This window comes from Euzebya sp. (assembly GCF_964222135.1).
GTDB lineage: Bacteria > Actinomycetota > Nitriliruptoria > Euzebyales > Euzebyaceae > Euzebya.
This window is the reverse complement of record NZ_CAXQBR010000095.1, coordinates 1-22,713: the sequence shown is the minus strand read 5'-3', so window position 1 is coordinate 22,713 and position 22,713 is coordinate 1. Positions and strand designations below refer to the sequence as shown.

The following is a 22,713-nucleotide window of genomic DNA, read 5'->3' as shown; positions in this document are numbered from 1 at the left end:
CGTGTCCCGGGAGTCGGAGTCCTCGCCGCAGGAGCTGGCGACCGTCTAGCAACAGACCCCCCGCCGGACCCCGCGTCCGGCCCCCAGGACCGACACGGCCCTCCCACACGGGAGGGCCGTTCGCCGTCGCCAGGACCCTGCCTGCGGTGTCGAGCGGGACCCGACAAGGTGTGGAGGTCCCGTCTACTCTGGTGGGCCCCCGACCCCGGAGGAGGCGCGACGACGTGGACAGCTGGCTCGACGGCGATCCGGCGTGGGCGGCGATCCGCGAGGAGCGGCTCATCGTCCGGGGCCACCCGGTGCGGGTCCTGCGCTGCGACGCCGCGTCGGGGGGCGATGACCCGCAGCTCCTGGTCCACGGCCTGGGCGGCTCCGCCGGGAACTGGGTCGAGGTCATGGCGCCGCTGGCCGAGCTCGGACCGGTCGTGGCCGTCGACCTCCCCGGCTTCGGCGGCACACCCGTCCCGGACGGCGGCAGCGCGCGGGTCACCGCGAACGCCGCGTTCGTGGCCGCGGTCGCGCGGGCGCTCGGCTGGTCGCGGTTCACCCTCCACGGCAACTCGATGGGCGGGTTGATCGCCACGCTCGTCGCCGCCGAGCATCCCGACCTCGTCGACCGGCTCGTGCTCGTGTCGCCGGCCCTGCCGCCCGACCGCCCGACCGCGCTGCTGCCCCTGCCGCGCGCGACGGCCATCGGCGTGCTGCCCATGGCCCTGCCCGTCGTCGGCCGACCGCTGGTCGAGCTCGCGCTGACGCGGATGCAGGCCGCGGGCGACCGCGTCGAGGCCGAGCAGTTCCTCGAGCTGCTGTTCACCGACCCCGAGGTCGTCCGCCCCGAGCTGCGCCGCGCCCTCGCGGGTGAGTCCGCCGTCGCCGCGGCGCGGCCGCCCGCTGACCGTGCGACGGCCCTCGCCACCGCGAGCCGCTCGCTGGCCGCGATGTTCCTCGACCCCCGCCGGGCGATGCGCGCGATCGACGCGGTGACCGCCCCGACCCTCGTCCTCGGCGGCGAGGAGGACCGGCTGATCGCCCGCCGGGTCCTGGCGCGGGCGGCCTCGCGGCGGTCGGACTGGACCACGCGGATCGAGCCGGCGACCGGCCACGTGATGATGCTCGAGCACCCCCGCCGGTACGTCGACCACGTCATCGAGTGGCGGGAGTGGACCGATGCCCGGCGCGAGGACCTGTCACGGGCCAGCTGACGCGGCGCACACCCCTGCGCGTGGTTGGATGCGATGATGCGCGCCGTCCACATCGTCAGCCTCGACGGGCCGTCCGCGGTCGAGGTCCGCGACGTCCCCGACCCCGTCCCCGGTCCGGACCAGGTCCTCGTCGAGGTCCGCGCCGCGGGTGTCTCGTTCCCCGACCTGCTGCAGACCCGCGGGCTGTACCAGCTGAAGCCCGAGCTGCCGTTCGTGCCCGGTGTCGAGGTCGCCGGCGTGGTGCGGTCGGCGCCAGAGGGGTCCGGGTTCGCCGCGGGTGACCGGGTCATGGCCTTCGGGATGCTCGGCGGGATGGCCGAGCTCTTGGCCGTGCCAGCCGCGACGACCTTCCCCCTGCCCGAGCAGCTGCGCTTCGCCCAGGGCGCGGCGCTGCCGATGAACTACCACACGGCCCACTTCTCCCTGGTCCGCCGCGGGCGGCTGCAGGCCGGCGAGGTGGTCCTGGTCCACGGCGCCGCCGGCGGGGTCGGGACCGCCACCATCCAGGTCGCCAAGGGCATCGGGGCACGGGTCATCGCCGTCGTCTCGAGCGACGACAAGGCCGCGGTCGCCCGCGACGCCGGCGCGGACGAGGTCCTGCGCAGCGACGGGCCGTGGAAGGACCAGGCCCGCGAGCTGACCGCTGGCCGCGGGGTCGACGTGGTCATGGACCCCGTGGGCGGGGACCGGTTCACCGACTCCATCCGCGCGCTCGCGCCCGAGGGACGCCTCCTGGTCGTGGGCTTCGCCGCGGGGTCCATCCCCGAGGTGCGGGTCAACCGGCTGCTCCTGTCGAACACCAGCCTGGTCGGCTGCGCCTGGGGCGGGTTCCTCGCCGTCGACCCGGCGATCGTCGCCGACACCGCGGCGGCGCTCGACGTGATGATCCGCGACGGCGTGGTCGACCCGCCGATCGGGGCGGAGATCGACCTCGAGGACGCCGCGGCGGCACTGGCCCTGCTCGACGAGCGGACGGCCACCGGGAAGGTCGTGCTGACCGTCGGCGGCGGCTGACCCCTACGCCCGGGGTTCCCGGCCCCACGCCGCGTCGCGGATCGCGGCCGGCAGGGCCGCGTCGAGGTAGGTCGACGTGCCGGGCCCGCGCAGCTCCTCCACGGCGGCGACCACCGCACCGTAGGCGGCCCAGGCGAGCGACCCGCCGGTCGAGATCCGCCGCACCCCCACGCCGGCCAGGTCGGGCGCGCTCGGCCCGTGGCGCAGGGCCAGGACGTTGACCGGCCGGTCCACCGCGGTGACGACGCGGGCGATGTCGTCCAGGTCGGCCAGGCCCGGGGCGTACAGCACGTCGGCGCCGGCCTCGGCGTAGCGGCGCAGGCGGCTGATCGTGTCGTCGAGGTCCCCGGCGTCGTAGAGGTGGTTCTCCGCACGGGCGGTCAGGACCACACCAGCCGGCGCGCAGACCGCCGCGGCGGCCGCGACCCGGTCGACCGCGTCGTCGACGTCGCGGATGACGCCCGCAGACGGGTCGTGGTCCTCGATCGACACCCCGGCCACGCCGACGGCCACCAGCCGCTCGACGGTCGCGGTCACGTCGGCGGCCGTCGCGCCGTGGCCGTCCTCGGCGTCGACGTGCACCGGCACCTCCACCGCTGCGCAGAGCGCCGCAGCGTGGTCCACCAGCTCGTCCGCGGTGACCTGCTGGTCCCGCGCACCGAGCGACGCGGCGAAGCCGGAGCTGGTCGAGGCCAGCGCGGCGAACCCGAGGTGGGCGAGCAGCCGGGCCGACCCCAGGTCCCACGGGTTCGGGATGGTGAAGGTGCCGTCGCGGTGCAGGTCCGCGAAGGCGCGACGGGCGGCGGCCGGATCCACGTCGCGGATGCTACGGGTGGCGGCCGGGCCGCTCCCCGGGCCACCGGCCCGTCGATCAGGTCGCCGCCGTGGCCCGGCCGAGGATCTCCGCCGCCAGGCGCATCGCCGCGCCGATCGGCTGGCCCTCCCCCTCGGCGATCGCGTCGGCGAGCGCCTCGGGCCGCAGCGCGGTGGACAGCACCTCGAGGGTCCGGTCGGCGTCCGCCCGCTCCATGTGGTCGACGTCCATGCCGATGCGGCCCGCGAGCCCGCGGACCATGCCGAGCAGCCGCGCGCCGTCGGTGGGCTGACCGGTCCGGGCCGCGACCCCGGCGAGGGACCGCAGGCCGCCGAGGACCGCGGCCCGGTCGCCGTCGGCGCGGGCCAGCTGCAGCGCGGTGGCGAGCAGCGGAGCGGCATCCCTGGGCGCGTCGACGTCGAGGGCGACCTCGGCCAGCACCCAGCGGGTGACGGTCATCATCCAGCGGTGGCCGGCGCGCTCGGCCGCCGTGAGGGACTGCTCGAGCCGGGTCCGCGCGCGGTCGTGCTCGCCCAGGGTGCGGGCGACCTGGCCGGCGGAGAACGCGCACTCGGCGACCACCCAGTCGGGTGCGTCGGGGGGCAGCGCCGCGAGCCCCTCGGCGAGGATGGCCGGCACCTCGGCGAGGTGCCCGAACAGCGCCCAGCGGTACGCCTTCGAGGTCAGCACGCGGGCCAGCACGGCGCCGTCCCCCGCCTCGCGAGCGATCGCGATCGCCGCGTCGTTGTGACCCTCGACTGCGGGATCCCCGGCGAAGAAGGCGAGGAACGCCTCGCCGTAGCGCGCCTCGGCCAGCGTCGCGTCCCGGCGCTGGTCCGCCGCCGTGATCTCGGCCAGCCAGGCGCGACCCTCGTCCAGGCGGGCGCGGCGGAACCACCACCACCACAGCGCCGCGCCCATCGCGAGGGCGGTGGGCCACTCCCCGTCGTCGATCGTGGCGCGCAGACCGGCGCGGATGTTCCCCGTCTCGGCGTCGAGGCGCCGCTCCCACGCGGGCCCGTCCGGGCCGCGCAGCGCTGCGCCGGCAGTGGTCACCAGGTCCGCGCACCAGCGGGCGTGCCGGTCGCGCAGGCGGTGTGTGGTGGCATCGTCGAGCAGCGAGGCGGCGTACTGGCGGAGGGTCTCGAGCATCCGGAACCGGCGGGGTTCGCGGGTCGTGTCCACCTCGACGAGCGACCGGTCGACCAGGTCGCCCAGCAGGGCCGCGGACCGGGTGCCGCAGACCTCGACGACCGCGTCGCGGGTGAACCCGCCGACGAACACGCTGAGCTTGGCGAACAGGTCGCGCTGGGCGGGGTCGAGCAGGTCGACGCTCCACGCCACGGTGGTCTGGAGGGTCCGCTGGTGCGGGCGGGCGGTCCGCGGTCCGCCGGTCAGCACGGCGAACCGGTCGGCCAGCTGGGTCTCGAGGTCGCGGGGCGACAGCGCCCGCAGCTCGGCCGCGGCCAGCTCGATGGCGAGCGGCAGCCCGTCGAGGTCCTGACAGATCCGCCGCACCAGCTCGAGCGTCGCCGGGTCCGGATCGAGGTCCGGGGCGACGTTCCTGGCGCGGTCGAGGAACAGGCGCATCGCGTCGCCGTGGCTGACCAGCAGCTCCGGGCTCCGCTCGGTCACCGGCAGGGTCGCCACCCCGAAGAGCCGCTCACCGGGGACGCCGAGGGGTTCCCGGCTGGTCGCCACGATCCGGAGGGACGGGCAGTGGCTGAGGAGGGCCTCTGCGACCGCGGCCGCGCCGTCGACCACGTGCTCGCAGTTGTCGAGGAGCAGGATCGTGGTGCGGGTCGACAGTGCGGCGGTCACGAGGTCGGCGGCGGACCGGCCGTCCTGCACGCCGATCTGCAGCGCCTCGGCGATCGCGGAGGCGACGAACGCCGGGTCCTCGACGGCCGCCAGCTCGACGAGCCACGGCCCGTCGGGGTCGTCCCGGCGACGGCAGGCCTCGAGCGCCAGGCGGGTCTTCCCGGTCCCCCCGGGACCGGTGAGCGTCACCAGCCGGTGGCCCTCGATGAGGTCGTGGAGCGCCACGAGCTCGGCGCTGCGGCCGACGAACGAGGTGAGGGGGAGGGGCAGGTTCGTCGTCCGGGCCGGCACGTCGACCGCGGCGGTCGGGGGATCCGCCGGGGTCGCGGCGCCCGTGGCCGCCGTCGGGGGTCCGACGGTCGGCGGGGCGGCCGGCGGCGTCGCCGACGTCACCTGCAGGAGGGACGGGTCCTGGGCGAGCATCCGGCGGTGCAGGTCCACCAGCAGGTGCCCGGGCTCGAGCCCGGCCCGGTCGAGCAGCTCGCTCCGCACCCGCTGGTACACCTCGAGGGCCTCCTGCTGCCGGCCGACGCGGTGGAGGGCGAGCATCAGGTCCGCCGCGATGCCCTCCCGGTCGGGGTGGGCGGTCGCGAGCGCGCTCAGCTGCGCGATCGCCGGCTCGTGCCGGCCGAGCGCCACCAGGCTGGCCGCCCACGCCCGCTGGGCGGCGACGCGGTCGTCGGCCAGGGCCTGGGCGGCGGGTCGCAGCGAGGTGGTCACCTGGGCGCCGCCGAGCGCGGGGCCGCGCCACAGCGCCAGCGCCTCGGCGAGGGTCGCCTCGCGCTCCTCCGGCGCCAGCGTCGACGACGGCGACGTCGCGACGTCCAACAGGGCGGCGAAGCGGTCGGCGTCGACGTCGGCGTCGAGGACGTACCCGCCGTGGTCGCGGTGGACCGCGTCCCCGGCGCTGCGGCGCAGCCGGGACACGTAGGCCCGGACCGTGGCGGCGGCCGTCGCCGGGGCGTCGCCGTCCCAGACGGCCGTGATCAGCTCGTCGCTGGTGACGGGCGTGCCCGCGCGCAGCGCCAGCGCGGCGAGCAGGGTCCGCGGACGGGGTCCGCCGACGTCCACGGCCTCGCCGTCCACCAGCAGCCGGACCGGGCCGAGGACGTCGACGCGGACCCGCTGGACCCCTCCGGCAGCTGGCGACGTCACCGCGCACCTCCCCGCTCGTCGCGGACCGTCCCCCCGCGGACGCCGGCGACCGCAGCCGGCGGGGAGAGGCTAGCGCGCCGCCGCACCGGGCTCGTCGAGCAAGAGGTCGTGCCGGGCCCCCGCCGCGGCGAGGGCGGCCAGGTCGGGCGCGGTCGGGCGCGGGTCGTCGCCGTCGGCGACCACGTGGCCGAGGTCGCCGATCAGCCCGGCCAGGCCGGCGGGGCTCGAGACGAACACCACGTCGGCGGGATCGGCCAGGCTGACCGCGATCGCGTGCGCCGCCCCGCGGGGGATGTGGGCCACCCCGCCCGGCCCGAGCAGCCAGCGCTGCCCCTCACAGGTCAGGTGCACCTCGCCGCGGACGACGACCAGGACCTCGTCGCGGGCGGTGTGCCGGTGGCCGGGCGGGGCGTAGCCGGCGGGCAGCGCCTGGGTCACCACGTCGAGGGTGCCACCGGTGGCCGCCGCGTCGACGGCGATGGTCGACCACGCGTTGAGGAACCAGCGCCGGTCACCGTCCCCCCACCTCGCCACCGTGGCCTGGCCGTCCATCCGTTCCCTCCTGGTCGTCACGTGCTGGAGGGCACGGTAGGGGCGCGGTCGGCGGCGACCGTCCTGAGCGGGGCGGCTGCTACGTGGCTGCAACGCCGCTGCGACGTCGCACGTCCACGAGCGGAGTAGGATAACCATCATCATGGATAGTGTCGTCGTGGAGGCCGCCGTGCGGCCTGGGAGGGTCTGAGCGTGGTCGACTTGTCGCTGACCGATGAGCAGCAGGAGCTGCGTGCGCTGGCCGCCCGGGTCGCAGGTGAGCGCTACGCGCCGTTGGCGCTCGAGTGGGACCGGGACGGCACCCACCTCCCCGACGCCGAGCGGCGCCGCCTAGCGGAGCTCGGGTTCCTCGGCATCGCCATCCCGGAGGCGCACGGCGGGGCGGGTGGCGAGCTCCTCGACGCCCTCCTGGTCATCGAGGAGCTGGCCAAGCGCAACCAGGTCGCGGCGTTCTGCGCCTTCGAGGCGAACACCGGTCCCGCGCGGGTGATCGAGGTCTTCGGCACCCCCGAGCAGCGGGCCCGGCTGCTGCCCCCGATCGTGGCGGGCGAGGTCACCCTGGCCGTGTCCATCTCCGAGCCGGACGCCGGCTCTGCCGCGACCGACCTGACGACCACCGCCCGACGCGAGGGGGACGAGCTCGTCATCGACGGGATGAAGCGCTGGTGCTCCGGCGCCGGCCACGCCGAGCAGTACCTGGTGTACGTCCGGCTCGACGACCAGCCCGGTTCGCGCGGCATCGGCGCGGTGGTGGTGGACCGCGACGCGCCCGGCGTCACCTTCGGGCCCCAGGAGCGGCTGATGGGGTTCCGCGGCATCCCGTCGGCGGACATCTTCCTCGACGGCGTCCGGGTGCCGGTCGAGGACCTGATCGTGCCCGCGGGCGGCTTCCGCCAGCTGTTCGAGGCCTTCAGCATCGAGCGGCTCGGCAACGCCACGATGAGCCTCGCGATCGGGCAGGACTGCGTCGACCGGACCGCCGCGTACGTCCAGGATCGGCGGCAGTTCGGCAAGCCGATCGTCGAGTTCCAGACGGTCCAGGACCAGCTCGCGGACATGATCATCCAGGTCGAAGCCGCTCGCATGCTGATCTGGCGGGCCGCCGCCGAGGCCGGTCGCGGCACCCCGGACCCGCTGCAGGCGTCCATCGCCAAGTGCTTCGCGAACGAGATGGCCAAGCGCGTCTCGGACACGGCGATCATGCTGCACGGCGGCTACGGCTACCACCCCGAGTACCACGTCGAGCGGCACCACCGGAACGCCCACGGCTGGGCCCTCGGCGGCGGCACCCCGACGATCCAGCGGACGCGCATCGTCTCGCAGTACCTCGGGCGCAGCTTCGACCAGCGCCGCTGACCTCGCGGTCGTGCCGACCCCACCGCCGTGCGGCGGCCGGTAGGTTGAGGCGCACGAGTCGACGAGCGGAGGTGCGCATGGCGGGCGAGGGTGACGGGGGACGGCGGCTCGACGTGACCCCGCGGAGCGTGACCCGGGCGCGGCCCCAGAAGACCGCCCTGCTGGTCGCCGCCGGCATCGTCGACCGGATCACGACCGAGCAGCTCGAGGCCGGCGACCTGCTGCCCCCCGAGCGGGTGCTGGTCGAGGAGTACGACGTCGGTCGCGGCACGATGCGCGAGGCCCTGCGCTACCTCGAGCTGCAGGGCGTGCTCACCATGAAGACCGGCCCCCGGGGCGGTCCGCTGGTGGCGACGCCCGACTCGCGCCACCTCGCCTCGACCCTCGCCCTGCTCATGCAGTTCGCCGGCACGCGGTTCCGCTCGGTCATCCAGGCGCGCCAGGGCCTCGAGCCGGTCACCGCGGCGATGGCGGCACGCGAGGGCCTTCCCGACATCGGCGTGCGGCTGCAGGAGTCCGTCGAGCGCATGGAGGCGGACCTGGCGGACCAGCAGGCGTTCCTCGACGAGAACCTGCGCTTCCACGACGCCGTCGCCTGGGGGTCGGGGAACCCGATCTTCGGCTACCTGATCAACTCCCTGCAGTGGATCACCGACGGGACCGTCCTCGGCATCGACTACCCCGTGCGCTTCCGCCGGGCCGTGCTCGACGCCCACCGGCGGGTCGCCGACGCAGTCGCCGCTGCCGACCCAAAGGCCAGCGAGGCCGCGATGCGCCAGCACCTCGACGACAGCCTGCGGTACATGGAGTCCCGCTTCCCCGCGGTGATGGACTCCGAGCTCCGCTGGGACCAGTTCGGCGGCGCCTGACGCTCGGGCACCCGATTCCCGCCTAACCATGCATATTGATATCCTCGTCAGCCCGCCTGAGAGGAGCGAACGCATGGGCAGCCTGCTCGAGTCCGAGGATCACCCCCAGGACGTGGTCCTCGAGCGCGGCGGCCGTCGCGTGGTGACGATGGACTCCGCGCGGTACGTCGACGCCACGAACACCGGCACCGACGTCGTCGTGGCGGCCTCCTACATCGGCGTGCTGCCGGCCCGGCTGATGGCGCCCCACCGGCCGCGGGCCGTCATCGGCCATGACGGCGGGATCGGCAAGGACGCGGCGGGGATCCAGGGCCTCTACTACCTCGAGGCGCTGGGCATCCCCGCGGTGGCCGCCGCCGGGGACTCCGCCGAGCTCGGGAACGGCGCGGACCTGTACGCCGAGGGGGTCGTCAGCCGCCTGAACATCCTGGCCGAGCAGTGCGGCGTCCGCCAGGGCATGCCGATCGCCGAGGCGGCGGCGCTGCTGCTCGACACCGACCCGACCGATGCCGAGCCGGGGACGAAGGTGCGCCGCGAGGTGGTGGAGACCTCGCCGTCGGGCCGCCAGGTCGTCGTGACGGACTCGATCATCTTCGCGCGGCCCGAGGACCGGGACCGCAACGTGCTGGTGACCGCCGGGCACACCGGTCGGTCGGGTGCGTCGTTCCTCCTCGAGTTCCGCCCGTGGGGCTTCATCTGCTCCGACGGCGGCGGGGCGAAGAACGACTCCGGCACCGCCGGCCTCCAGATCGTCGAGGCCCACGGCCTGGCGGGAGCGAGCGTGTCGGCCGCCACCGCGGCGATCGGGGATGCCTGGTCGAGCTACGCCGACGGGATCATCGCGGCGTGCAACGAGCCGGCCCGCCGCCGCGGGGTCGCGGTGGGCATGCCGGCGCGGGAGGCCGCGCACCTGCTCCTCGCCGACGACCCCGACGGGGGATCATCGTGACCGCGACGGCCGAGGCGTCCGCGCTCACGGCGCCGTTCTGGGCCGCCGCGGCCGAGGGTCGGCTCGTGCGGCCGGTGTGCGACCGCTGCGGGACGAGCTTCTTCACCCCCGGGATCGCCTGCCCCGCCTGCCAGTCCGAGGCGTGGACCTACGTCGAGAGCAGCGGCCGCGGGGTGGTCTACAGCCACAGCGTCGTGCACCGCCCGCCGGTCCCGGGGCGGCGGACGCCCTACGTCGTCGCGATCGTCGACCTCGACGAGGGGTGGCACCTGCTGACGAACGTGGTCGGCTGCGCCCCTGAGGACGTCCGCATCGGCATGGACGTCGAGGTGCGCTGGGTGACCGAGGACGGCGTGCGCCTGCCCGCCTTCGCCCCGCGCGCCGGGGAGCGGGCGGCGTGAACGTCGGGCTGACCGTCACGCGGTCCGCTCGCCGCTACGCCGACCGGGTCGCGGTGTTCGACGAGGCCGGCGACCTGACCTGGGCCGACCTCGACCGGCGGAGCAACCAGGTCGCGGACCTCCTGGCCCGCCGCGGGGCGGCCCGCGGGGACCGGGTGGCGCTGCTGGCCCCCAACCGGCGCGAGGTGTGCGAGGTCCTCGCCGGCATCGCCAAGGCCGGCATGGTGTACGTCGGGCTCAACTTCCGGATGGGCGCGGTGGACCTGGGGCACGTGCTCGACAACGCCGAGCCCACCGCCCTGATCGTCTCGGGTGACCTCCGCGACCTGGCCGCCGAGGTCGCCGGGCCGCGCGGCATCCCCCTGCTCGACCTCGACGACGACGGCCCGGGGGGCTACGCCGCCGCCCTCGCAGACGCGGCCGCCGACCAGCCGGCCACGCTCCACGAGATCCGTCCCGACGACGACTTCTGCATCGTCTACACGAGCGGCACGACCGGCACCCCGAAGGGCGTCTGGTTCGACCACGGGCGCGTCCTCCAGCACGCCGCGGTGGCCTGCCTCGAGTACGAGATCGGCCACACCAGCCGCTACCTCGTGGCGATCCCCCACAACTCGTCGGTCAACATCACGCTCGTGCCCTGCGCCATGGTCGGTGCCGCCGTCGGCTTCCTCGACAGCCGCGGGTTCGACCCCCGCACCTTCGTGGAGGCGGTCGAGTCCCACCGCGCCACCCACACCTACCTGGTGCCCACCCAGCTCTACCGCCTCCTCGACGCCGTCCCCGAGCGCACCGGAGCCCTCGACAGCCTGGAGACCCTCGGGTACGGCGCCGCGCCGATGTCGCCGGACAAGGCACGCGCGCTCGTCGAGCGCTTCGGCCCGATCTTCATCCAGCTCTACGGCATGGCCGAGGTCGCCTCGATCGGGACGATGCTGCGGAAGGCCGACCACGTCGCCGCGCTCGCCGGCCGACCGGAGCTGCTCGGCTCCGCCGGCCAGCCGTCGTACCTGATGGACGTCCGCGTCGTCGACGACGACGGCCGGGACGTCGCGGTGGGGGAGCGTGGCGAGGTCATCTTCGCCGCGCCGTACGTCATGAAGGGCTACTACCGCGACCCCGAGCGGACCGCGCGCACCCTCGTCGACGGGTGGGTGCGCTCCGGCGACGTCGCCGTCGTCGACGCCGACGGGTTCATCCACATCGTCGACCGGGTCAAGGACCTCATCATCCGCGGCGGTCACAACCTGTCGCCCACCGAGGTCGAGGCGGTCCTGCACCGCCACCCCGACGTGCTCGAGGTGGCCGTGATCGGTGTGCCCGACGAGGAGTGGGGCGAAGCGGTGCACGCCGTCGTCGCCCGCACGCCCGGCGGAGCGGTGACCGGCGACGCCCTGCGCGAGTGGTGCCGCGGTCAGGGCCTGTCGACCCTGAAGGTCCCCGAGGCCGTCACCTTCGTCGACTCGCTGCCGAAGAACGCCGTCGGGAAGGTCGACAAGGCCACCCTCCGCGCCGCGCGGTGGACCGGCGACCGGAGGGTGTGACCGTGCCGATCAGCGACGTGCGCGTCGTCGGGGTGCACACCACCGAGCAGGCGCGAGCGATCGACCGCCCCGCCCTGTCGCTGTGCCTGGAGGCGGCCCTCGGCGCCCTGGCCGACGCCGGGCTGGCGCCTGCGGACGTCGACGGGATCGCGGCTCGGTGGCCGGGACCGGGCGGGACCGTCATGCACCCGGGGTCGGTCGACTGGACCGCGCTCCTCGGCCACCCGCTCCGCTGGGTCCAGGACACCTACCCCCAGGGCGTCCCCGCGGTCCTCGACGCCGCCGCGGCGATCAGCGCCGGCCTGTGCCACACCGTCCTCGTGGTCGGCGGGCAGTCGGGCATCCGCAGCGGTGGGGCGGTGGCGGCCTACACCCGACCGGAGAACGAGTTCGTGGCGCCCTGGGGGGCGTTCACCGCCGTGCACTTCGCCCTCGTCGCCCAGCGCCAGCTCCACCTCGTGCCCGGCTACCGGGAGGGCGCGGCCGCGGCCGCGGCGACGATCCGCACCCACGGGCACGCGAACCCCGATGCCGTCCTGTGCGGTCGCGGGCCCGTGACCGCCGCCGACGTCCTGACCGCGCCGCCCATCGCGGAGCCCTTCACCCTCCTCGACCTGTGCCTGGCCACCGAGGGCGCGGCCGCGATGGTCCTCACGCGTGCCGACCGGGCCGCGGACACCCGCAGCCCCGTCCGCGTCCTCGGCGGCGGCGCGGAGTGGCACCGACAGCAGTACGTCGACCCCGCCCGCCACGAGGAGGTCTGGACCATCGGCCGCGACGCCGCGGCCGACGCCTTCGCGATGGCGGGGCTGGCACCGGCCGACGTCGACGTCGCGCTGCTCTACGACATCAACTCCTTCGAGGTCCTCCGCCAGCTCGAGGTCCTCGGGCTGTGCGACCCCGGCGAGGGCCCGGCCTTCGTCGGCGACGTCGGCATCGCCCTCGGGCAGGGTCTCCCGGTCAACCCCGACGGGGGGCTGCTGTCGTACTCACACATCGGCTGGGGCGGTCCGACCCTCAAGGTCGTGGAGGCCGTCCACCAGCTGCGCGGTGAGGCGGGGTCTCGCCAGGTCGCGGACGCCGAGGTGGCGGTCGCGACCGGGGCGGGGTCGGGGGCGCAGTACCACAACACGCTGCTGCTCGGACGCAGCTGAGGTTCGACAGGAGGTCCGGAGATGAAGGTCGCGGTGATCGGTGGGGGCATCATGGGCAGCGGCATCGCCCAGCTGGCGGCGATGGCCGGCCACGCGGTGGCGATCAGGGACGTCGGGGAGGCCGAGCTCGGGCGAGCCCGCGACGCGATCGAGTCCAGCCTCGCCAAGCTGTGCGAGAAGGACCGGCTGAGCGAGGCGGAGGCCGACGCCGCCCGGGAGTCGCTGACGTTCACGACCGCCCTCGACGAGGCCGTCGGTGCCGCCGACGTGGTGGTGGAGGCCGTGCCGGAGCTCCTCGAGGTGAAGCACCAGGTCCTCGCCGAGGTCGTCGCGGCCGCACCGGCCGGCGCGCTGCTCGGGACCAACACCTCCCAGCTGTCGATCACCAGCATCGGCGCCGCGCTCGGCGACGACGCGAGCCGCCTGGTCGGGATGCACTTCTTCAACCCGCCGGTGCTGATGCGGCTGTGCGAGCTCGTCCGCGGCCTGGCCACCGCCGACGACGCCCTCGAGCGGGCCCGGGAGTTCGCCACCGGCCTCGGCAAGACCGTCGTGGTCTGCCAGAAGGACAGCCCCGGGTTCATCACCTCCCGCGCCTACGCCATCCTCCGCCTCGAGTGCCTGCGCATGCTCGAGGAGGGGGTCGCCACCGCCGAGGACATCGACACCGCGATGAAGCTCGGCTTCAACTTCCCGATGGGTCCCCTCGAGCTCGGCGACTTCAACGGACTCGACACCTACCTGCACGCGATCGAGTCGCTCGAGCGGGCGCACGGGGACCGCTTCCGCCCGACTGTCGGCCTGCGCAACATGGTCGCCGCCGGGCACCTCGGCCGGAAGACCGGGCGGGGGTTCTACGACTACTCCGAGGGCTGATCCCCGCCGTCGTCGGCGCCGTGGCGCGTGCCCAGCATCACCACCGACAGCACCAGCGGGTCGGGACCGGGGTTGCGCCACGCGTGGACCGCGCCGCACTGGACCGCGACGTCGCCGGGTTCGAGCCGGACCTGGTCGCCGTCGGGCATCCGCAGGTCCACCCGGCCGGACAGGACGGTGACGTAGTCCTGGGTGGCGGTGGCGTGCAACCCGTAGGCGTCGCCCGTCTCGCGGTACGGGCTGTTCTGCCCCCACCGGTCCCCACGGCGTATCGACACCTCGACGACCTCGTCCGGCGGGATGACGACGATGCGGAACACCGCCCCGGTCGGCGGTTCGAAGGTGTACGCGTCCGGCACGTGCCCGTCGACGGGCGACGTGGGTGGCGCCTCGGTGCGCCACAGGTCGTACACCGCGAAGCCGGGACCGAACCGGACCACCGCCTCCGGCTCGTCGTCGACCTGGATCGACGACCGCCCCGTCGCGTCCCGCACCGTCACCACTCGTCTCATGCCCTGCCCACACCTCTCGGGCCCCATCCCCGGGGGCCTCGCCGACCGGCTCCAATTCAAGCCTAACTGTTATCATAGATAAGAGCTGGAGGGACATCGACCCGCTTGGAGGACGTGATGAGGGGACCGCTGCGCGACGCGGTGATCGTGGATGCGGTCCGCACCCCGACGGGGCGCGGGAGGGAGGGCGGGGCCCTCGCGTCGTGGCACCCCGTCGACCTGTTCGCCCTGGTCCTCGCCCGGCTGGTCGAGCGGGCTGGCGTCGATCCGGGGCGCATCGACGACGTGATCGGCGGGAACGTGACGCAGATCGGCGAGCAGGGCGGCAACCTGACCCGCCAGGCCGTGCTGGCTGCCGGCTACCCCGAGCACGTCCCGGCGACGACGGTGGATCGCAAGTGCGGGTCCTCCCAGCAGGCGGTGCACTTCGCCGCGCAGGGGGTCGCGGCCGGGGCGTACGACCTCGTCGTCGCGGGTGGCGTGGAGATGCTCAGCCGCGTCCGCATGCAGTCGAACACCGCCGGCGCCGACCACCTCGGCGAGGGTGTGCGGGCCCGCGACCCCCAGGGCCTGGTGTCCCAGGGGATCGCCGCGGAGCGGATCGCGGCGAAGTGGGCGCTCGACCGCGAGGCGCTCGACGCCGTGGCCCTCGCCTCGCACCAGCGGGCGCACGCCGCCACGGTCGAGGGGCGCTTCGACGCCGAGATCGTCGCGGTCGACACCGCGGCGGGCACGGTCACCACCGACGAGGGCATCCGCCCGTCGACCTCGATGGAGGCCCTGGCCGCCCTGCAGCCCGCGTTCGCCAGCGACGAGGCACGCCGCCGCCACCCCGAGCTGGGGTGGGTCGTCACCGCCGGCAACTCCTCCCAGATCAGCGACGGCGCCTCCGCGGTGCTCATCGCGGCCGCGGACGTCGCGGCGTCCCTCGGCCTGCGGGCCCGCGCCCGCGTGGTCGACATGGCTGTCGTGGGCGACGACCCGACCATGATGCTCCCCGCGATCATGCCGGCCACGCAGAAGGTGCTCGACCGGGCGGGGCTGACGACGGACGACATCGACCTGTTCGAGGTCAACGAGGCGTTCGCCTCCGTCCCCCTCGCATGGCAGCGCGAGTTCGACGTGCCGGACGACCGGTTGAACGTGAACGGCGGAGCCATCGCGCTCGGCCACCCCCTCGGGTGCTCGGGGACCCGCCTCATGACCACCCTCCTGTGCGAGCTCGAACGCCGCGGCGGCCGCTACGGCCTGCAGGTGATGTGCGAGGCCGGCGGCCAGGCCAACGCCACCATCATCGAGCGGCTCTGACGTGGCCGGCCACGACGCCATCGCCGTCGACCTCGACGACCGCGGGGTCGCCACCATCACCCTCGACCGGCCGCAGGCCGCCAACGCCCGCAACCAGCAGATGCGCGACGAGTTGGCCGAGGTCTACACCCGCGTCGCCACCGACGACGCGGTGCGGGTCGTCGTCCTCACCGGTGCCGGCGACCGCCACTTCTGCGCGGGGATGGACCTCAAGGAGGCCGCCGGCCCCGAGACGCCCCTCGAGCGCCGCACGCGCCTGCGGGCATCACGCGACATCGAGCAGCTCGCCCGCCTGCCCCGGCCCACCATCGCCGCCATCAACGGCGCGGCCCTCGGCGGCGGCTTCGAGATGGCGCTCGCCTGCGACCTGCGGGTGATGGCCGACGAGGCCACCGTCGGGCTGACCGAGGTCGACCACGGGCTCATGCCCGGCGGTGGCGGCACGCAGCGCCTGCCCCGGCTGATCGGGACGGCCAGGGCCACCGAGCTGATCTTCCTCGGCACCCGGCTCCGCGGGCCCGAGGCCGCCCGCCTGGGCCTGGTGAACCGGTCGGTCCCGCGGGTGCAGCTGGCCGCGGCGGTCGACGAGCTCGCCGGTGCCCTGGCCGCCAAGCCGCCGGAGGCGCTCCGCGCGGTCAAGGAGGCCATGCTCGCCGGCGCCGAGCTCCCCCTGGCCGCGGCGATCGACCGGGAGCTCGACGGGCTGCTCTTCCTCCTGGCCGAGCGGGACCGCCTCCGCAACCCCGAGGGCGCCGGCACCACCCCACCGCCGGCGCAGATCTGAGGGGTGGCTACGTGGGCGGACCCGGGGCTCAGATCTGAGAGGTGGTCCAGTGGGCGTGAGCCCGACCGCCGGCGCAGATCTGAGGGGTGGCTCCGTGGGCGGACCCGGGGCTCAGATCTGAGGGGGCGCCCGCCTAGAGCTTGTGGACCTCGCCGCCGTCGATGACGAACGTCGCGCCGGTGACGAAGGAGGCGAGCGGCGACGCGAGGTAGCAGACGAGCGGACCGAAGTCGTCGTCGTCACCCATCCGTCCCGCCGGGATCTTCCGCAGCCGGCGTCGCAGGACCTCCGGGTCGTCGAGCACCGCGGCCTGCGCACGCGTCGCGAACGCCCCCGGCGCGATCGCGACGACGCCGACGCCGCGTCCCGCCCACTCCGCCGCCAGGGCCTCGGTCAGGCGCAGCAGCGCGCCCTTGCTCGCGGAGTACGAGACGAGCTGAGGCTTCCCGCGCAGCCCCGACGTCGACGCGATGTTGAGGATCCGGCCGCGGCCCTGGGCGAGCATCACCCGACCGGCCGCCCGGCACAGCGTCGCCGGCGCGGTGACGTTGACCCGGAGCACCCGCTCCCACTCCTCGGGCGGCTGGTCCTCGAACGGCCCGGCCGGTGCGATGCCGGCGTTGTTCACCACGACGTCGAGGCCCCCGAAGGCGTCGAGGGCCACGTCGACCAGGCCCGCGACGACGTCGAGGTCGGTCATGTCGCACGGCGCGGCGCGGATCTGCGACGGCGCCTCGGCCGCGAGCGCCTCGAGGTCGTCGACGCTCCGCGCGGCGGCGACGACCCGCACGCCCTCGGCCACCAGCGCGCGGACGGCGGCGGCACCCAGCCCGCGGCTCGCCCCGGTGACGATCGCGACCTGCCCCTCCAAACCCAGGTCCATCAGCGCACCCCCGCCGCGTGCTCGTCGGTCAGGGCCTTCGCGATGCCGAGCCGCAGCACCTCCGACGCGCCCTCGTAGACCCGCATGGGCCGTGCCGCGCGGTAGAGCCGCTCGATCGTCGAGTCGCGGATGAGCCCCCAGCGGCCCATCACCTGCACGCAGCGGTCGACGATGCGCCCGGCGGCCTCGGATGCGGCGAGCTTCGCCATCGACGAGTGCGGCAGCGCGGCCAGCGGGTCGGTCCGCGCCCGCGCCGCCGACCGGTAGGTCAGGAGCCGCGCCTGCTCGAGGTCGGTCCAGGAGTCCGCGAGCAGCGCGGCCACCGCGCCGAGCCGTGCGAGGGGCCGTCCGAACTGCTCGCGCTCGGTCGCGTGGCGGGTCGCCTCGGCGAGCGCCGCCTCCGCCAGCCCGATCGCGGCCCCGGCGACGGATACGCGGAACACCGCGAGGGTGGACAGGACCAGGTCGAAGCCGCGGCCGGGCTCGCCCAGGCGGTGGGACTCGTCGACGACGACGTCGTCGAGGACGACCGACCCGAGCACGTGCGGGGCGATGATCTCGGGGCTCGGCTCCGTCGACAGGCCCGCGGCGTCGGCGGGCACCAGCACGACCGACCAGCCGTCGCCCTCACGGCCGAGGACGGTGTAGAACGCGGCGTGGCCGGCGTTCGAGATGAATGCCTTCTCGCCGCGGACGACCAGGCCGTCCGCGGTCCGCTCGATGGTGGTGGTCAGGGACTTGAGGTCCGATCCGGCCACCGGCTCGGTCAGCGCAAGGGCGGCCAGCACCTCCGCGCGCCCGACGCGCGGCAGCCAGTGCGCCTGCTGGTCGGGTGTCCCGCCGCGGGTGATCGCGTAGCTGCCGATCCCCTGCAGGGCGAACAGGCTGTCGAGGTGGGCGGAGGTGCCCATCATCCCCTCGCGGGCCACGCACACCGCCAGCGGGTCGACGTCGTCGAAGCGGCCGCCGTGGGCGCCGGGGACGACCAGGTCGGCGAGCCCGCTGTCGCGCAGGGCGGCGAGCACCTCGGGGTGGACCGCGTCGCTCATCGCGTCCGCCTCGACCGCCACGTGGGCGATGCGCCCCGCCAGGGCACGGGCCTCGTCGCGGATGGCGACGTACCGCTCGGGCAGCTCGAACTCGATCATGTGGAGCACCAATCTATGATCATCATGCGTATGGTATAACGCCGTCGTGGTCCGCACGTACGACGAGATGCGCCTGACGTTCGCCGATCCGGCGGACTGGACCCTGCCACGCGTGCTGCGCACGCGGGCGCGGACCCACCCGGACCGCGTCTACCTCGACTGCCCGGAGGAGGGGGTGCGCCGCACGTTCGCCGAGGTGCTGGGCGACGCGGAGGCCATCGCCGTGGCCCTCCGGCGGGACGGCGACCCCGGCGACCGGGTGCTGATCATGGCCCCCAACTCCTCGGCGTACGTCCTCAGCTGGTTCGGTGCAGCGCTCGCCGGCATGGTCGAGGTGCCGATCAACACCGCCTACCTCGGCGACTTCCTGTCCCACCAGGTGCGCGTCGCCTCCCCCCGGGTCGCGGTCGTCGACGCCGCGTTCGCGGACCGGTTCGTCGACATCGCCGACGCCGCCGGCTGCATCGAGCGCTTCTGGGTGCTCGGCGCGGACGCCGACGTGACGGCGGCCTGTGAGCGCCTGACGGCCGCGGGCTGGTCGGCGGCGCCGTGGCGGGATCTCCCAGCGGGCGCTCGTGCGGTGGCCGCGGAGGGCGTGCTGGCCGACCCCGACCCCCGGGACCCGGTCGGCATCCTGTTCACGTCGGGGACCACCGGCCCCTCCAAGGGCGTGGTGATGGCGCACGCTCACATGTACTTCTTCGCCGACGAGTGCGTCAGCCTCACGCGCCTCACCGACGCGGACACCTACCTGGTCATGGGGCCGCTCTTCCACGGCAACGCCCAGTTCCTCGCCGCCTACCCCGCCCTGATCGCCGGCGCCCGGTTCGTGTTGCACAGCCGCTTCAGCGCGACCCGCTGGGTCGAGCGGATCCGCGAGGCCGGTGCCACGGTCACGAACTTCGTCGGCGTGATGATGGACTTCGTCTGGAAGCAGCCGCCCCGCCCCGATGACGCCGACACCGCCCTGCGCTGCGTCTTCGCGGCGCCGACGGCGTCCTACGTCGACGGGTTCCGGGAGCGCTTCGGCGTCGAGGCGTTCGTCGAGGTGTTCGGGTTGACCGAGACGTCGATGCCGATCATGACCCCCTACGGCGAGCCGCGTCCGGCGGGTGCCGCGGGCCTCGCGAACGCCGACTTCTTCGACGTCCGGCTGGTCGACCCCGAGACCGACGAGGAGGTCGCCGTCGGGGAGGTCGGCGAGCTCGTCGTCCGGCCCCGGATCCCGTGGATCACGACGCTCGGGTACCACGGGATGCCCGACCGGACCGTCGAGGCGTTCCGGAACCTGTGGTTCCACACCGGCGACGGCCTGCGCCGCGACGCCGACGGGTGGTTCTACTTCGTCGATCGGCTGAAGGACGCCCTCCGCCGCCGCGGGGAGAACATCAGCTCCTACGAGGTCGAGTCCGCGATCCTGGCCCACCCCGACGTCGCCGAGTGCGCGGTCGTGGCGGTGCCCGCGGACCACGAGGCGGGCGAGGACGAGGTCATGGTCGTGCTCGTGCCCGCCGCCGGGGCGGTCGTGGACCCCGACGCCCTCTGGGCGTGGGCCTCCGAGCGGCTGCCGGACTTCGCCGTGCCGCGCTACGTCCGCGTCACCGACGCCCTGCCCATGACGCCCTCGGGCAAGGTCCGCAAGCGCGACCTCCGCGAGGACGGCGTCACCGGCGACACCGCGGACCGCACCGCCCGGAGCCGCTGAGCGGGTCGTCAGGCGCCGGCCCCGCGGGTCAACCGGGCCGCCACGTCCGGCGCGACCCGGTCCGCCAGCGCCCGGAGGTGCGCGTCGTCCTTCGAGGACACCGGGTGGGGGACCATGACCGCCGGGTACGCGGGCGCCCCGAGGGTCGCCCCGAAGCGGGCGGCGAGGCCCTGGAAGGGCTCGGTCATGACGAGCGTCGCGGGGACCCCGAGGCGCTCGAACTGGACGGCGTCGTGCAGACTGCACGCGGTGCAGGCTCCTCAGTCGCCGAGGCCCGAGATGACCAGGCGCGACCGCACGGCCAGCATCCGGGTCACGTCGGCGTCGAGCGGCGCCGCCGCGGAGGGCTTGGAGTGGACCTCGACGTCGGCGACGTCGATGAGGTCGCGCAGCCGGTCGGCGATGTGGCCGAGGAGGGCCTTCGCGTTCGGCTTGCCGTTGTCGACCAGCAGCAGGCGCGCCCCGGAGGGCTGCGGCTCGCGCGGCGCCATCTCGAGGGGGGCGGTGTCACCGGGCGCCAGGTCCGGCCGGTGCACGCGGATCGTGGTCATGACCCCTCCCCGAGCGCACCCAGGTCGACCTCGCAGCCGTCCGGGCCGCAGTCCGGCAGCGCCTCGCCGGGCGGGCGGACGCGGCGGCTGACCGCCCGCGACCGGGCGATGTCCACCGGCGCCCACATGGGGATGTACGCCGACCACCCGGCCCCGGCACCGCCGGCGGTCACCACGAGGACGTCGTCGGGTCCGGTCACGGTCCCGAGCTTCCCGTCGGCGTCGGGGACGAGGTCGTGCGTGGAGCCGACCGGCAGGTCGATGCCGGCGGCCCGGAGCTCGTCCGGGGTGATCCGCGACGCCTCGGCCAGGAACTCCTGCACCTGCCGGCGCGACCACCCGGCCTGCACGACGGCGAGCTGGTGCTCGTGGCCCAGCACCACGACGCCCTGGGCGCCCTTGCCGGACACGTAGTTCGACGGCACCTTCATCGCGGCGGCGAAGGTGAGCAGGACGCGCTCGGGGTCCTCGACCAGGTGGTTGGCGACCTGCCGCGGTCCCTCAGTGGCGACGACGGTCACGACCGTGTCGTCGGGGTCGTAGCCGAGGGACACCCCGAACGGCTCCCAGGGGGCCATCGGCGGGTCCTCGGCGAAGCACAGCGTGTACTTGCCGGGGTGGCCGACCGACGAGCCGTCGAGCCCGCCGGACTTCGCGCCCAGCACGTTCGACGCCACCAGCCGCAGGGCGCGGCCGATCGTCGCGTTCGCCCGGTTGCCCGGGCCGAGGACGTTGTGGGTGGCGTTCATGCCGACCTCGCGGGCGAGGGGCCCGCTGACGATCGTGCACACCGCCGCCCCACCCGTGCTGGTCGTCGCCGCGTGCGCGTTGAACGCGGGGTCGAGCATGGCGCCGAGCCCGGCCAGGACGATGGGGAAGTACTCGGGCCGGCAGCCGGCCATGACCGCGTTGATGGCCGCCTTCTCCGCGGTGACGGCGATCCCGCGCTGGGGGACGGTGCCGAGGACGTCGTCGGGGTCGGTCACGCCGCCGGCGAGGAGCATGTCGAGGACGCGGTCCGGCGTCGGCGGGACGATCGGCAGCCCGTCGGTCCACCCCTCGTCGAAGAAGCGCTCCTGTACGTCGGCCTCCTCGACGTCGAGCAGCTCGGCCTCGGCGCTCATGCCCGCCTCCTGAGGGTGTTGACGGTGTCCCACTCCCAGCGGCCGGCGAGCACGTCGTCCATCGTGATGCCCTCCATGGGCTGGTCCCAGTCGTGGGAGGTCTCGACGATCTGCAGCAGCGCGCCGAAGGCCGACTTCGGTCGGATGTAGGTCACCTTCCACACCGGGTCGGTCTCGGTGTCGGTGTCGACCAGGTCGATGCCGGCCGCCTCGAGCGCGGCGACGGCGACGTCGATGTCGTGGACCCGGATGGTGATGTGGTGCAGGCCCTCGCCGCGGCGGTCGAGCACGTCGTGGAGGTAGCAGTCGTCCGTCGCGGGCTGCATCAGCTCGAGGCGGAGGCCCGCGGGCGGCATCCGCAGCTGCATCGTGCGCAGGCCGAGGGCGGGGTCGTCCCCGCCGTGGACGAACTCGCCGCCGAGGAGGTCGACGAACAGCGGGACGGCCGCCTCGAGCGACCGCACGGCCACGGCGACGTGGTCGATCGCGTCGACACCGATCAGCCCTCGCACCGCGCCTCCTCGACCAGCGGTTTACCGAACGGAAGGTAGAATACCAGGGCCATGGTGGCGATGAGAACTCCCGAGCAGACCGTCCGCGCCTACTTCGACGCGGTCAACGCGCGCGACTACGAGGCGCTGGCCGCCCTGTTCGCCGACGACGCGGAGCTGCGCCCGGTCGGGTCGCGCGCCCGGAGGGGGCGTGAGGACGTCGCCGCGTACTACCCGCCGCTGCTGGCCGGCTTCGCCGAGTCCCACGACGAGCCGACGCGGATCTCGGTCGCCGGGCAGGTCGTCACGGCCGAGATCACGTTCACCGGGCGCACCGCCGACGGGGCACCGGTGACCTTCGACGCGGTCGACGTGATCGATGTCGACGACGACGGCCGCATCGCCCGGCTCAGCCTCTGGTACGACACCCGCGCCGTCGCGAAGCAGGTCACCGGCCACCAGCGGCACTAGGTCACGATCGGGGCCTACTTCGCCATGAG

At 74.7% G+C, this 22,713-nt stretch carries 22 protein-coding genes; 13 read left to right on the top strand and 9 right to left on the bottom strand.

Features of this window, described 5'->3' with window-relative positions; all coding sequences use genetic code 11:
* Positions 1-224: 224 nt before the first annotated feature.
* Positions 225-1,202 carry an alpha/beta fold hydrolase gene (locus ACEQ2X_RS21260; protein ID WP_370327882.1) on the top strand — a complete coding sequence of 326 codons (978 nt, stop codon included), beginning with the start codon at positions 225-227 and terminating at the stop codon, positions 1,200-1,202.
* A gap of 36 nt (positions 1,203-1,238) precedes the next feature.
* Positions 1,239-2,216: an NADPH:quinone oxidoreductase family protein gene (locus ACEQ2X_RS21255; protein ID WP_370327886.1), complete on the top strand. Its 978-nt coding sequence runs from the start codon at positions 1,239-1,241 to the stop codon at positions 2,214-2,216.
* 3 nt (positions 2,217-2,219) lie between these two features.
* Here the strand turns inward: ACEQ2X_RS21255 and ACEQ2X_RS21250 are convergent, their stop codons facing one another.
* From ACEQ2X_RS21250 to ACEQ2X_RS21240, 3 genes are all read right to left on the bottom strand, one after another.
* Positions 2,220-3,032, bottom strand: a complete 813-nt coding sequence (locus ACEQ2X_RS21250; protein WP_370327881.1) for an isocitrate lyase/phosphoenolpyruvate mutase family protein — start codon at positions 3,030-3,032, stop codon at positions 2,220-2,222.
* Positions 3,033-3,087: 55 nt separating this feature from the next.
* A complete protein-coding gene (locus ACEQ2X_RS21245; RefSeq protein ID WP_370327880.1) occupies positions 3,088-6,006 on the bottom strand; it encodes a BTAD domain-containing putative transcriptional regulator in 2,919 nt (972 codons plus the stop codon).
* Between the two features lie 69 nt (positions 6,007-6,075).
* Positions 6,076-6,558 carry a cupin domain-containing protein gene (locus ACEQ2X_RS21240; RefSeq protein WP_370327879.1) on the bottom strand — a complete coding sequence of 161 codons (483 nt, stop codon included), beginning with the start codon at positions 6,556-6,558 and terminating at the stop codon, positions 6,076-6,078.
* 192 nt (positions 6,559-6,750) lie between these two features.
* Between ACEQ2X_RS21240 and ACEQ2X_RS21235 the strand changes: the two genes are divergently transcribed.
* From ACEQ2X_RS21235 to ACEQ2X_RS21205, 7 genes are all read left to right on the top strand, one after another.
* Positions 6,751-7,914, top strand: a complete 1,164-nt coding sequence (locus ACEQ2X_RS21235) for an acyl-CoA dehydrogenase family protein (RefSeq protein ID WP_370327878.1) — start codon at positions 6,751-6,753, stop codon at positions 7,912-7,914.
* A 77-nt stretch (positions 7,915-7,991) separates the two neighbouring features.
* On the top strand, positions 7,992-8,783 hold the full coding sequence (locus ACEQ2X_RS21230; RefSeq protein ID WP_370327877.1) for a FadR/GntR family transcriptional regulator: 792 nt from the start codon (positions 7,992-7,994) through the stop codon (positions 8,781-8,783).
* A gap of 73 nt (positions 8,784-8,856) precedes the next feature.
* On the top strand, positions 8,857-9,732 hold the full coding sequence (locus ACEQ2X_RS21225) for a hypothetical protein (RefSeq protein WP_370327876.1): 876 nt from the start codon (positions 8,857-8,859) through the stop codon (positions 9,730-9,732).
* Positions 9,729-10,133: a Zn-ribbon domain-containing OB-fold protein gene (locus tag ACEQ2X_RS21220; RefSeq protein WP_370327875.1), complete on the top strand. Its 405-nt coding sequence runs from the start codon at positions 9,729-9,731 to the stop codon at positions 10,131-10,133. Before ACEQ2X_RS21225 ends, ACEQ2X_RS21220 begins: the two co-directional genes overlap by 4 nt.
* Complete coding sequence (locus ACEQ2X_RS21215) at positions 10,130-11,677, top strand: class I adenylate-forming enzyme family protein (protein ID WP_370327874.1); 1,548 nt, start codon at positions 10,130-10,132, stop codon at positions 11,675-11,677. The genes ACEQ2X_RS21220 and ACEQ2X_RS21215 overlap by 4 nt, the downstream gene beginning before the upstream one ends.
* Before the next feature lie 2 nt (positions 11,678-11,679).
* Positions 11,680-12,831 carry a thiolase family protein gene (locus ACEQ2X_RS21210; RefSeq protein ID WP_370327873.1) on the top strand — a complete coding sequence of 384 codons (1,152 nt, stop codon included), beginning with the start codon at positions 11,680-11,682 and terminating at the stop codon, positions 12,829-12,831.
* Between the two features lie 21 nt (positions 12,832-12,852).
* Complete coding sequence (locus tag ACEQ2X_RS21205; RefSeq protein WP_370327872.1) at positions 12,853-13,707, top strand: 3-hydroxyacyl-CoA dehydrogenase family protein; 855 nt, start codon at positions 12,853-12,855, stop codon at positions 13,705-13,707.
* On the opposite strand, the gene ACEQ2X_RS21200 is transcribed toward ACEQ2X_RS21205, so the two are convergent.
* A complete protein-coding gene (locus ACEQ2X_RS21200) occupies positions 13,692-14,219 on the bottom strand; it encodes a cupin domain-containing protein (RefSeq protein ID WP_370327871.1) in 528 nt (175 codons plus the stop codon). The two genes, ACEQ2X_RS21205 and ACEQ2X_RS21200, sit on opposite strands and share 16 nt — an antisense overlap.
* A gap of 129 nt (positions 14,220-14,348) precedes the next feature.
* Between ACEQ2X_RS21200 and ACEQ2X_RS21195 the strand changes: the two genes are divergently transcribed.
* Positions 14,349-15,527, top strand: coding sequence for an acetyl-CoA C-acyltransferase (locus tag ACEQ2X_RS21195; protein WP_370327885.1), 1,179 nt, complete (start codon positions 14,349-14,351; stop codon positions 15,525-15,527).
* A gap of 1 nt (position 15,528) precedes the next feature.
* Positions 15,529-16,311, top strand: coding sequence for an enoyl-CoA hydratase/isomerase family protein (locus ACEQ2X_RS21190; protein ID WP_370327870.1), 783 nt, complete (start codon positions 15,529-15,531; stop codon positions 16,309-16,311).
* A gap of 133 nt (positions 16,312-16,444) precedes the next feature.
* Here the strand turns inward: ACEQ2X_RS21190 and ACEQ2X_RS21185 are convergent, their stop codons facing one another.
* Both ACEQ2X_RS21185 and ACEQ2X_RS21180 read right to left on the bottom strand, forming a co-directional pair.
* Positions 16,445-17,194 (bottom strand): SDR family NAD(P)-dependent oxidoreductase, encoded by a 750-nt coding sequence (locus ACEQ2X_RS21185; protein ID WP_370327869.1) that lies wholly within the window; start codon positions 17,192-17,194, stop codon positions 16,445-16,447.
* On the bottom strand, positions 17,194-18,342 hold the full coding sequence (locus ACEQ2X_RS21180; RefSeq protein ID WP_370327884.1) for an acyl-CoA dehydrogenase family protein: 1,149 nt from the start codon (positions 18,340-18,342) through the stop codon (positions 17,194-17,196). The genes ACEQ2X_RS21185 and ACEQ2X_RS21180 overlap by 1 nt, the downstream gene beginning before the upstream one ends.
* A gap of 67 nt (positions 18,343-18,409) precedes the next feature.
* Between ACEQ2X_RS21180 and ACEQ2X_RS21175 the strand changes: the two genes are divergently transcribed.
* Positions 18,410-20,047, top strand: coding sequence for an AMP-binding protein (locus tag ACEQ2X_RS21175; RefSeq protein WP_370327883.1), 1,638 nt, complete (start codon positions 18,410-18,412; stop codon positions 20,045-20,047).
* 8 nt (positions 20,048-20,055) lie between these two features.
* On the opposite strand, the gene ACEQ2X_RS21170 is transcribed toward ACEQ2X_RS21175, so the two are convergent.
* Genes ACEQ2X_RS21170 through ACEQ2X_RS21160 form a run of 3 tightly spaced genes read right to left on the bottom strand, consistent with a single transcriptional unit; the run spans position 20,056 to position 22,234 of the window.
* Positions 20,056-20,598: a UGSC family (seleno)protein gene (locus tag ACEQ2X_RS21170; RefSeq protein WP_370327868.1), complete on the bottom strand. Its 543-nt coding sequence runs from the start codon at positions 20,596-20,598 to the stop codon at positions 20,056-20,058.
* The gene (locus tag ACEQ2X_RS21165) at positions 20,595-21,722 is read right to left on the bottom strand and encodes a hypothetical protein (RefSeq protein ID WP_370327867.1); all 1,128 of its coding nucleotides are present in this window, start codon (positions 21,720-21,722) and stop codon (positions 20,595-20,597) included. Before ACEQ2X_RS21165 ends, ACEQ2X_RS21170 begins: the two co-directional genes overlap by 4 nt.
* On the bottom strand, positions 21,719-22,234 hold the full coding sequence (locus tag ACEQ2X_RS21160; RefSeq protein WP_370327866.1) for a VOC family protein: 516 nt from the start codon (positions 22,232-22,234) through the stop codon (positions 21,719-21,721). The genes ACEQ2X_RS21165 and ACEQ2X_RS21160 overlap by 4 nt, the downstream gene beginning before the upstream one ends.
* Before the next feature lie 51 nt (positions 22,235-22,285).
* Here ACEQ2X_RS21160 and ACEQ2X_RS21155 point away from each other — a divergent pair, with 51 nt between their 5' ends.
* The gene (locus ACEQ2X_RS21155) at positions 22,286-22,684 is read left to right on the top strand and encodes a nuclear transport factor 2 family protein (protein WP_370327865.1); all 399 of its coding nucleotides are present in this window, start codon (positions 22,286-22,288) and stop codon (positions 22,682-22,684) included.
* Positions 22,685-22,713: the final 29 nt, after the last annotated feature.

Excerpts from the sequence above, each read along its gene's own strand:
- ACEQ2X_RS21255 (WP_370327886.1), top strand. The coding sequence starts at position 1,239 with ATGCGCGCCGTCCACATCGTCAGCCTCGACGGGCCGTCCGCGGTCGAG.
- ACEQ2X_RS21240 (WP_370327879.1), bottom strand. The coding sequence starts at position 6,558 with ATGGACGGCCAGGCCACGGTGGCGAGGTGGGGGGACGGTGACCGGCGC.
- ACEQ2X_RS21230 (WP_370327877.1), top strand. The coding sequence starts at position 7,992 with ATGGCGGGCGAGGGTGACGGGGGACGGCGGCTCGACGTGACCCCGCGG.
- ACEQ2X_RS21225 (WP_370327876.1), top strand. The coding sequence starts at position 8,857 with ATGGGCAGCCTGCTCGAGTCCGAGGATCACCCCCAGGACGTGGTCCTC.
- ACEQ2X_RS21205 (WP_370327872.1), top strand. The coding sequence starts at position 12,853 with ATGAAGGTCGCGGTGATCGGTGGGGGCATCATGGGCAGCGGCATCGCC.
- ACEQ2X_RS21200 (WP_370327871.1), bottom strand. The coding sequence starts at position 14,219 with ATGAGACGAGTGGTGACGGTGCGGGACGCGACGGGGCGGTCGTCGATC.
- ACEQ2X_RS21185 (WP_370327869.1), bottom strand. The coding sequence starts at position 17,194 with ATGGACCTGGGTTTGGAGGGGCAGGTCGCGATCGTCACCGGGGCGAGC.
- ACEQ2X_RS21180 (WP_370327884.1), bottom strand. The coding sequence starts at position 18,342 with ATGATCGAGTTCGAGCTGCCCGAGCGGTACGTCGCCATCCGCGACGAG.
- ACEQ2X_RS21175 (WP_370327883.1), top strand. The coding sequence starts at position 18,410 with ATGCGCCTGACGTTCGCCGATCCGGCGGACTGGACCCTGCCACGCGTG.
- ACEQ2X_RS21165 (WP_370327867.1), bottom strand. The coding sequence starts at position 21,722 with ATGAGCGCCGAGGCCGAGCTGCTCGACGTCGAGGAGGCCGACGTACAG.
- ACEQ2X_RS21155 (WP_370327865.1), top strand. The coding sequence starts at position 22,286 with ATGGTGGCGATGAGAACTCCCGAGCAGACCGTCCGCGCCTACTTCGAC.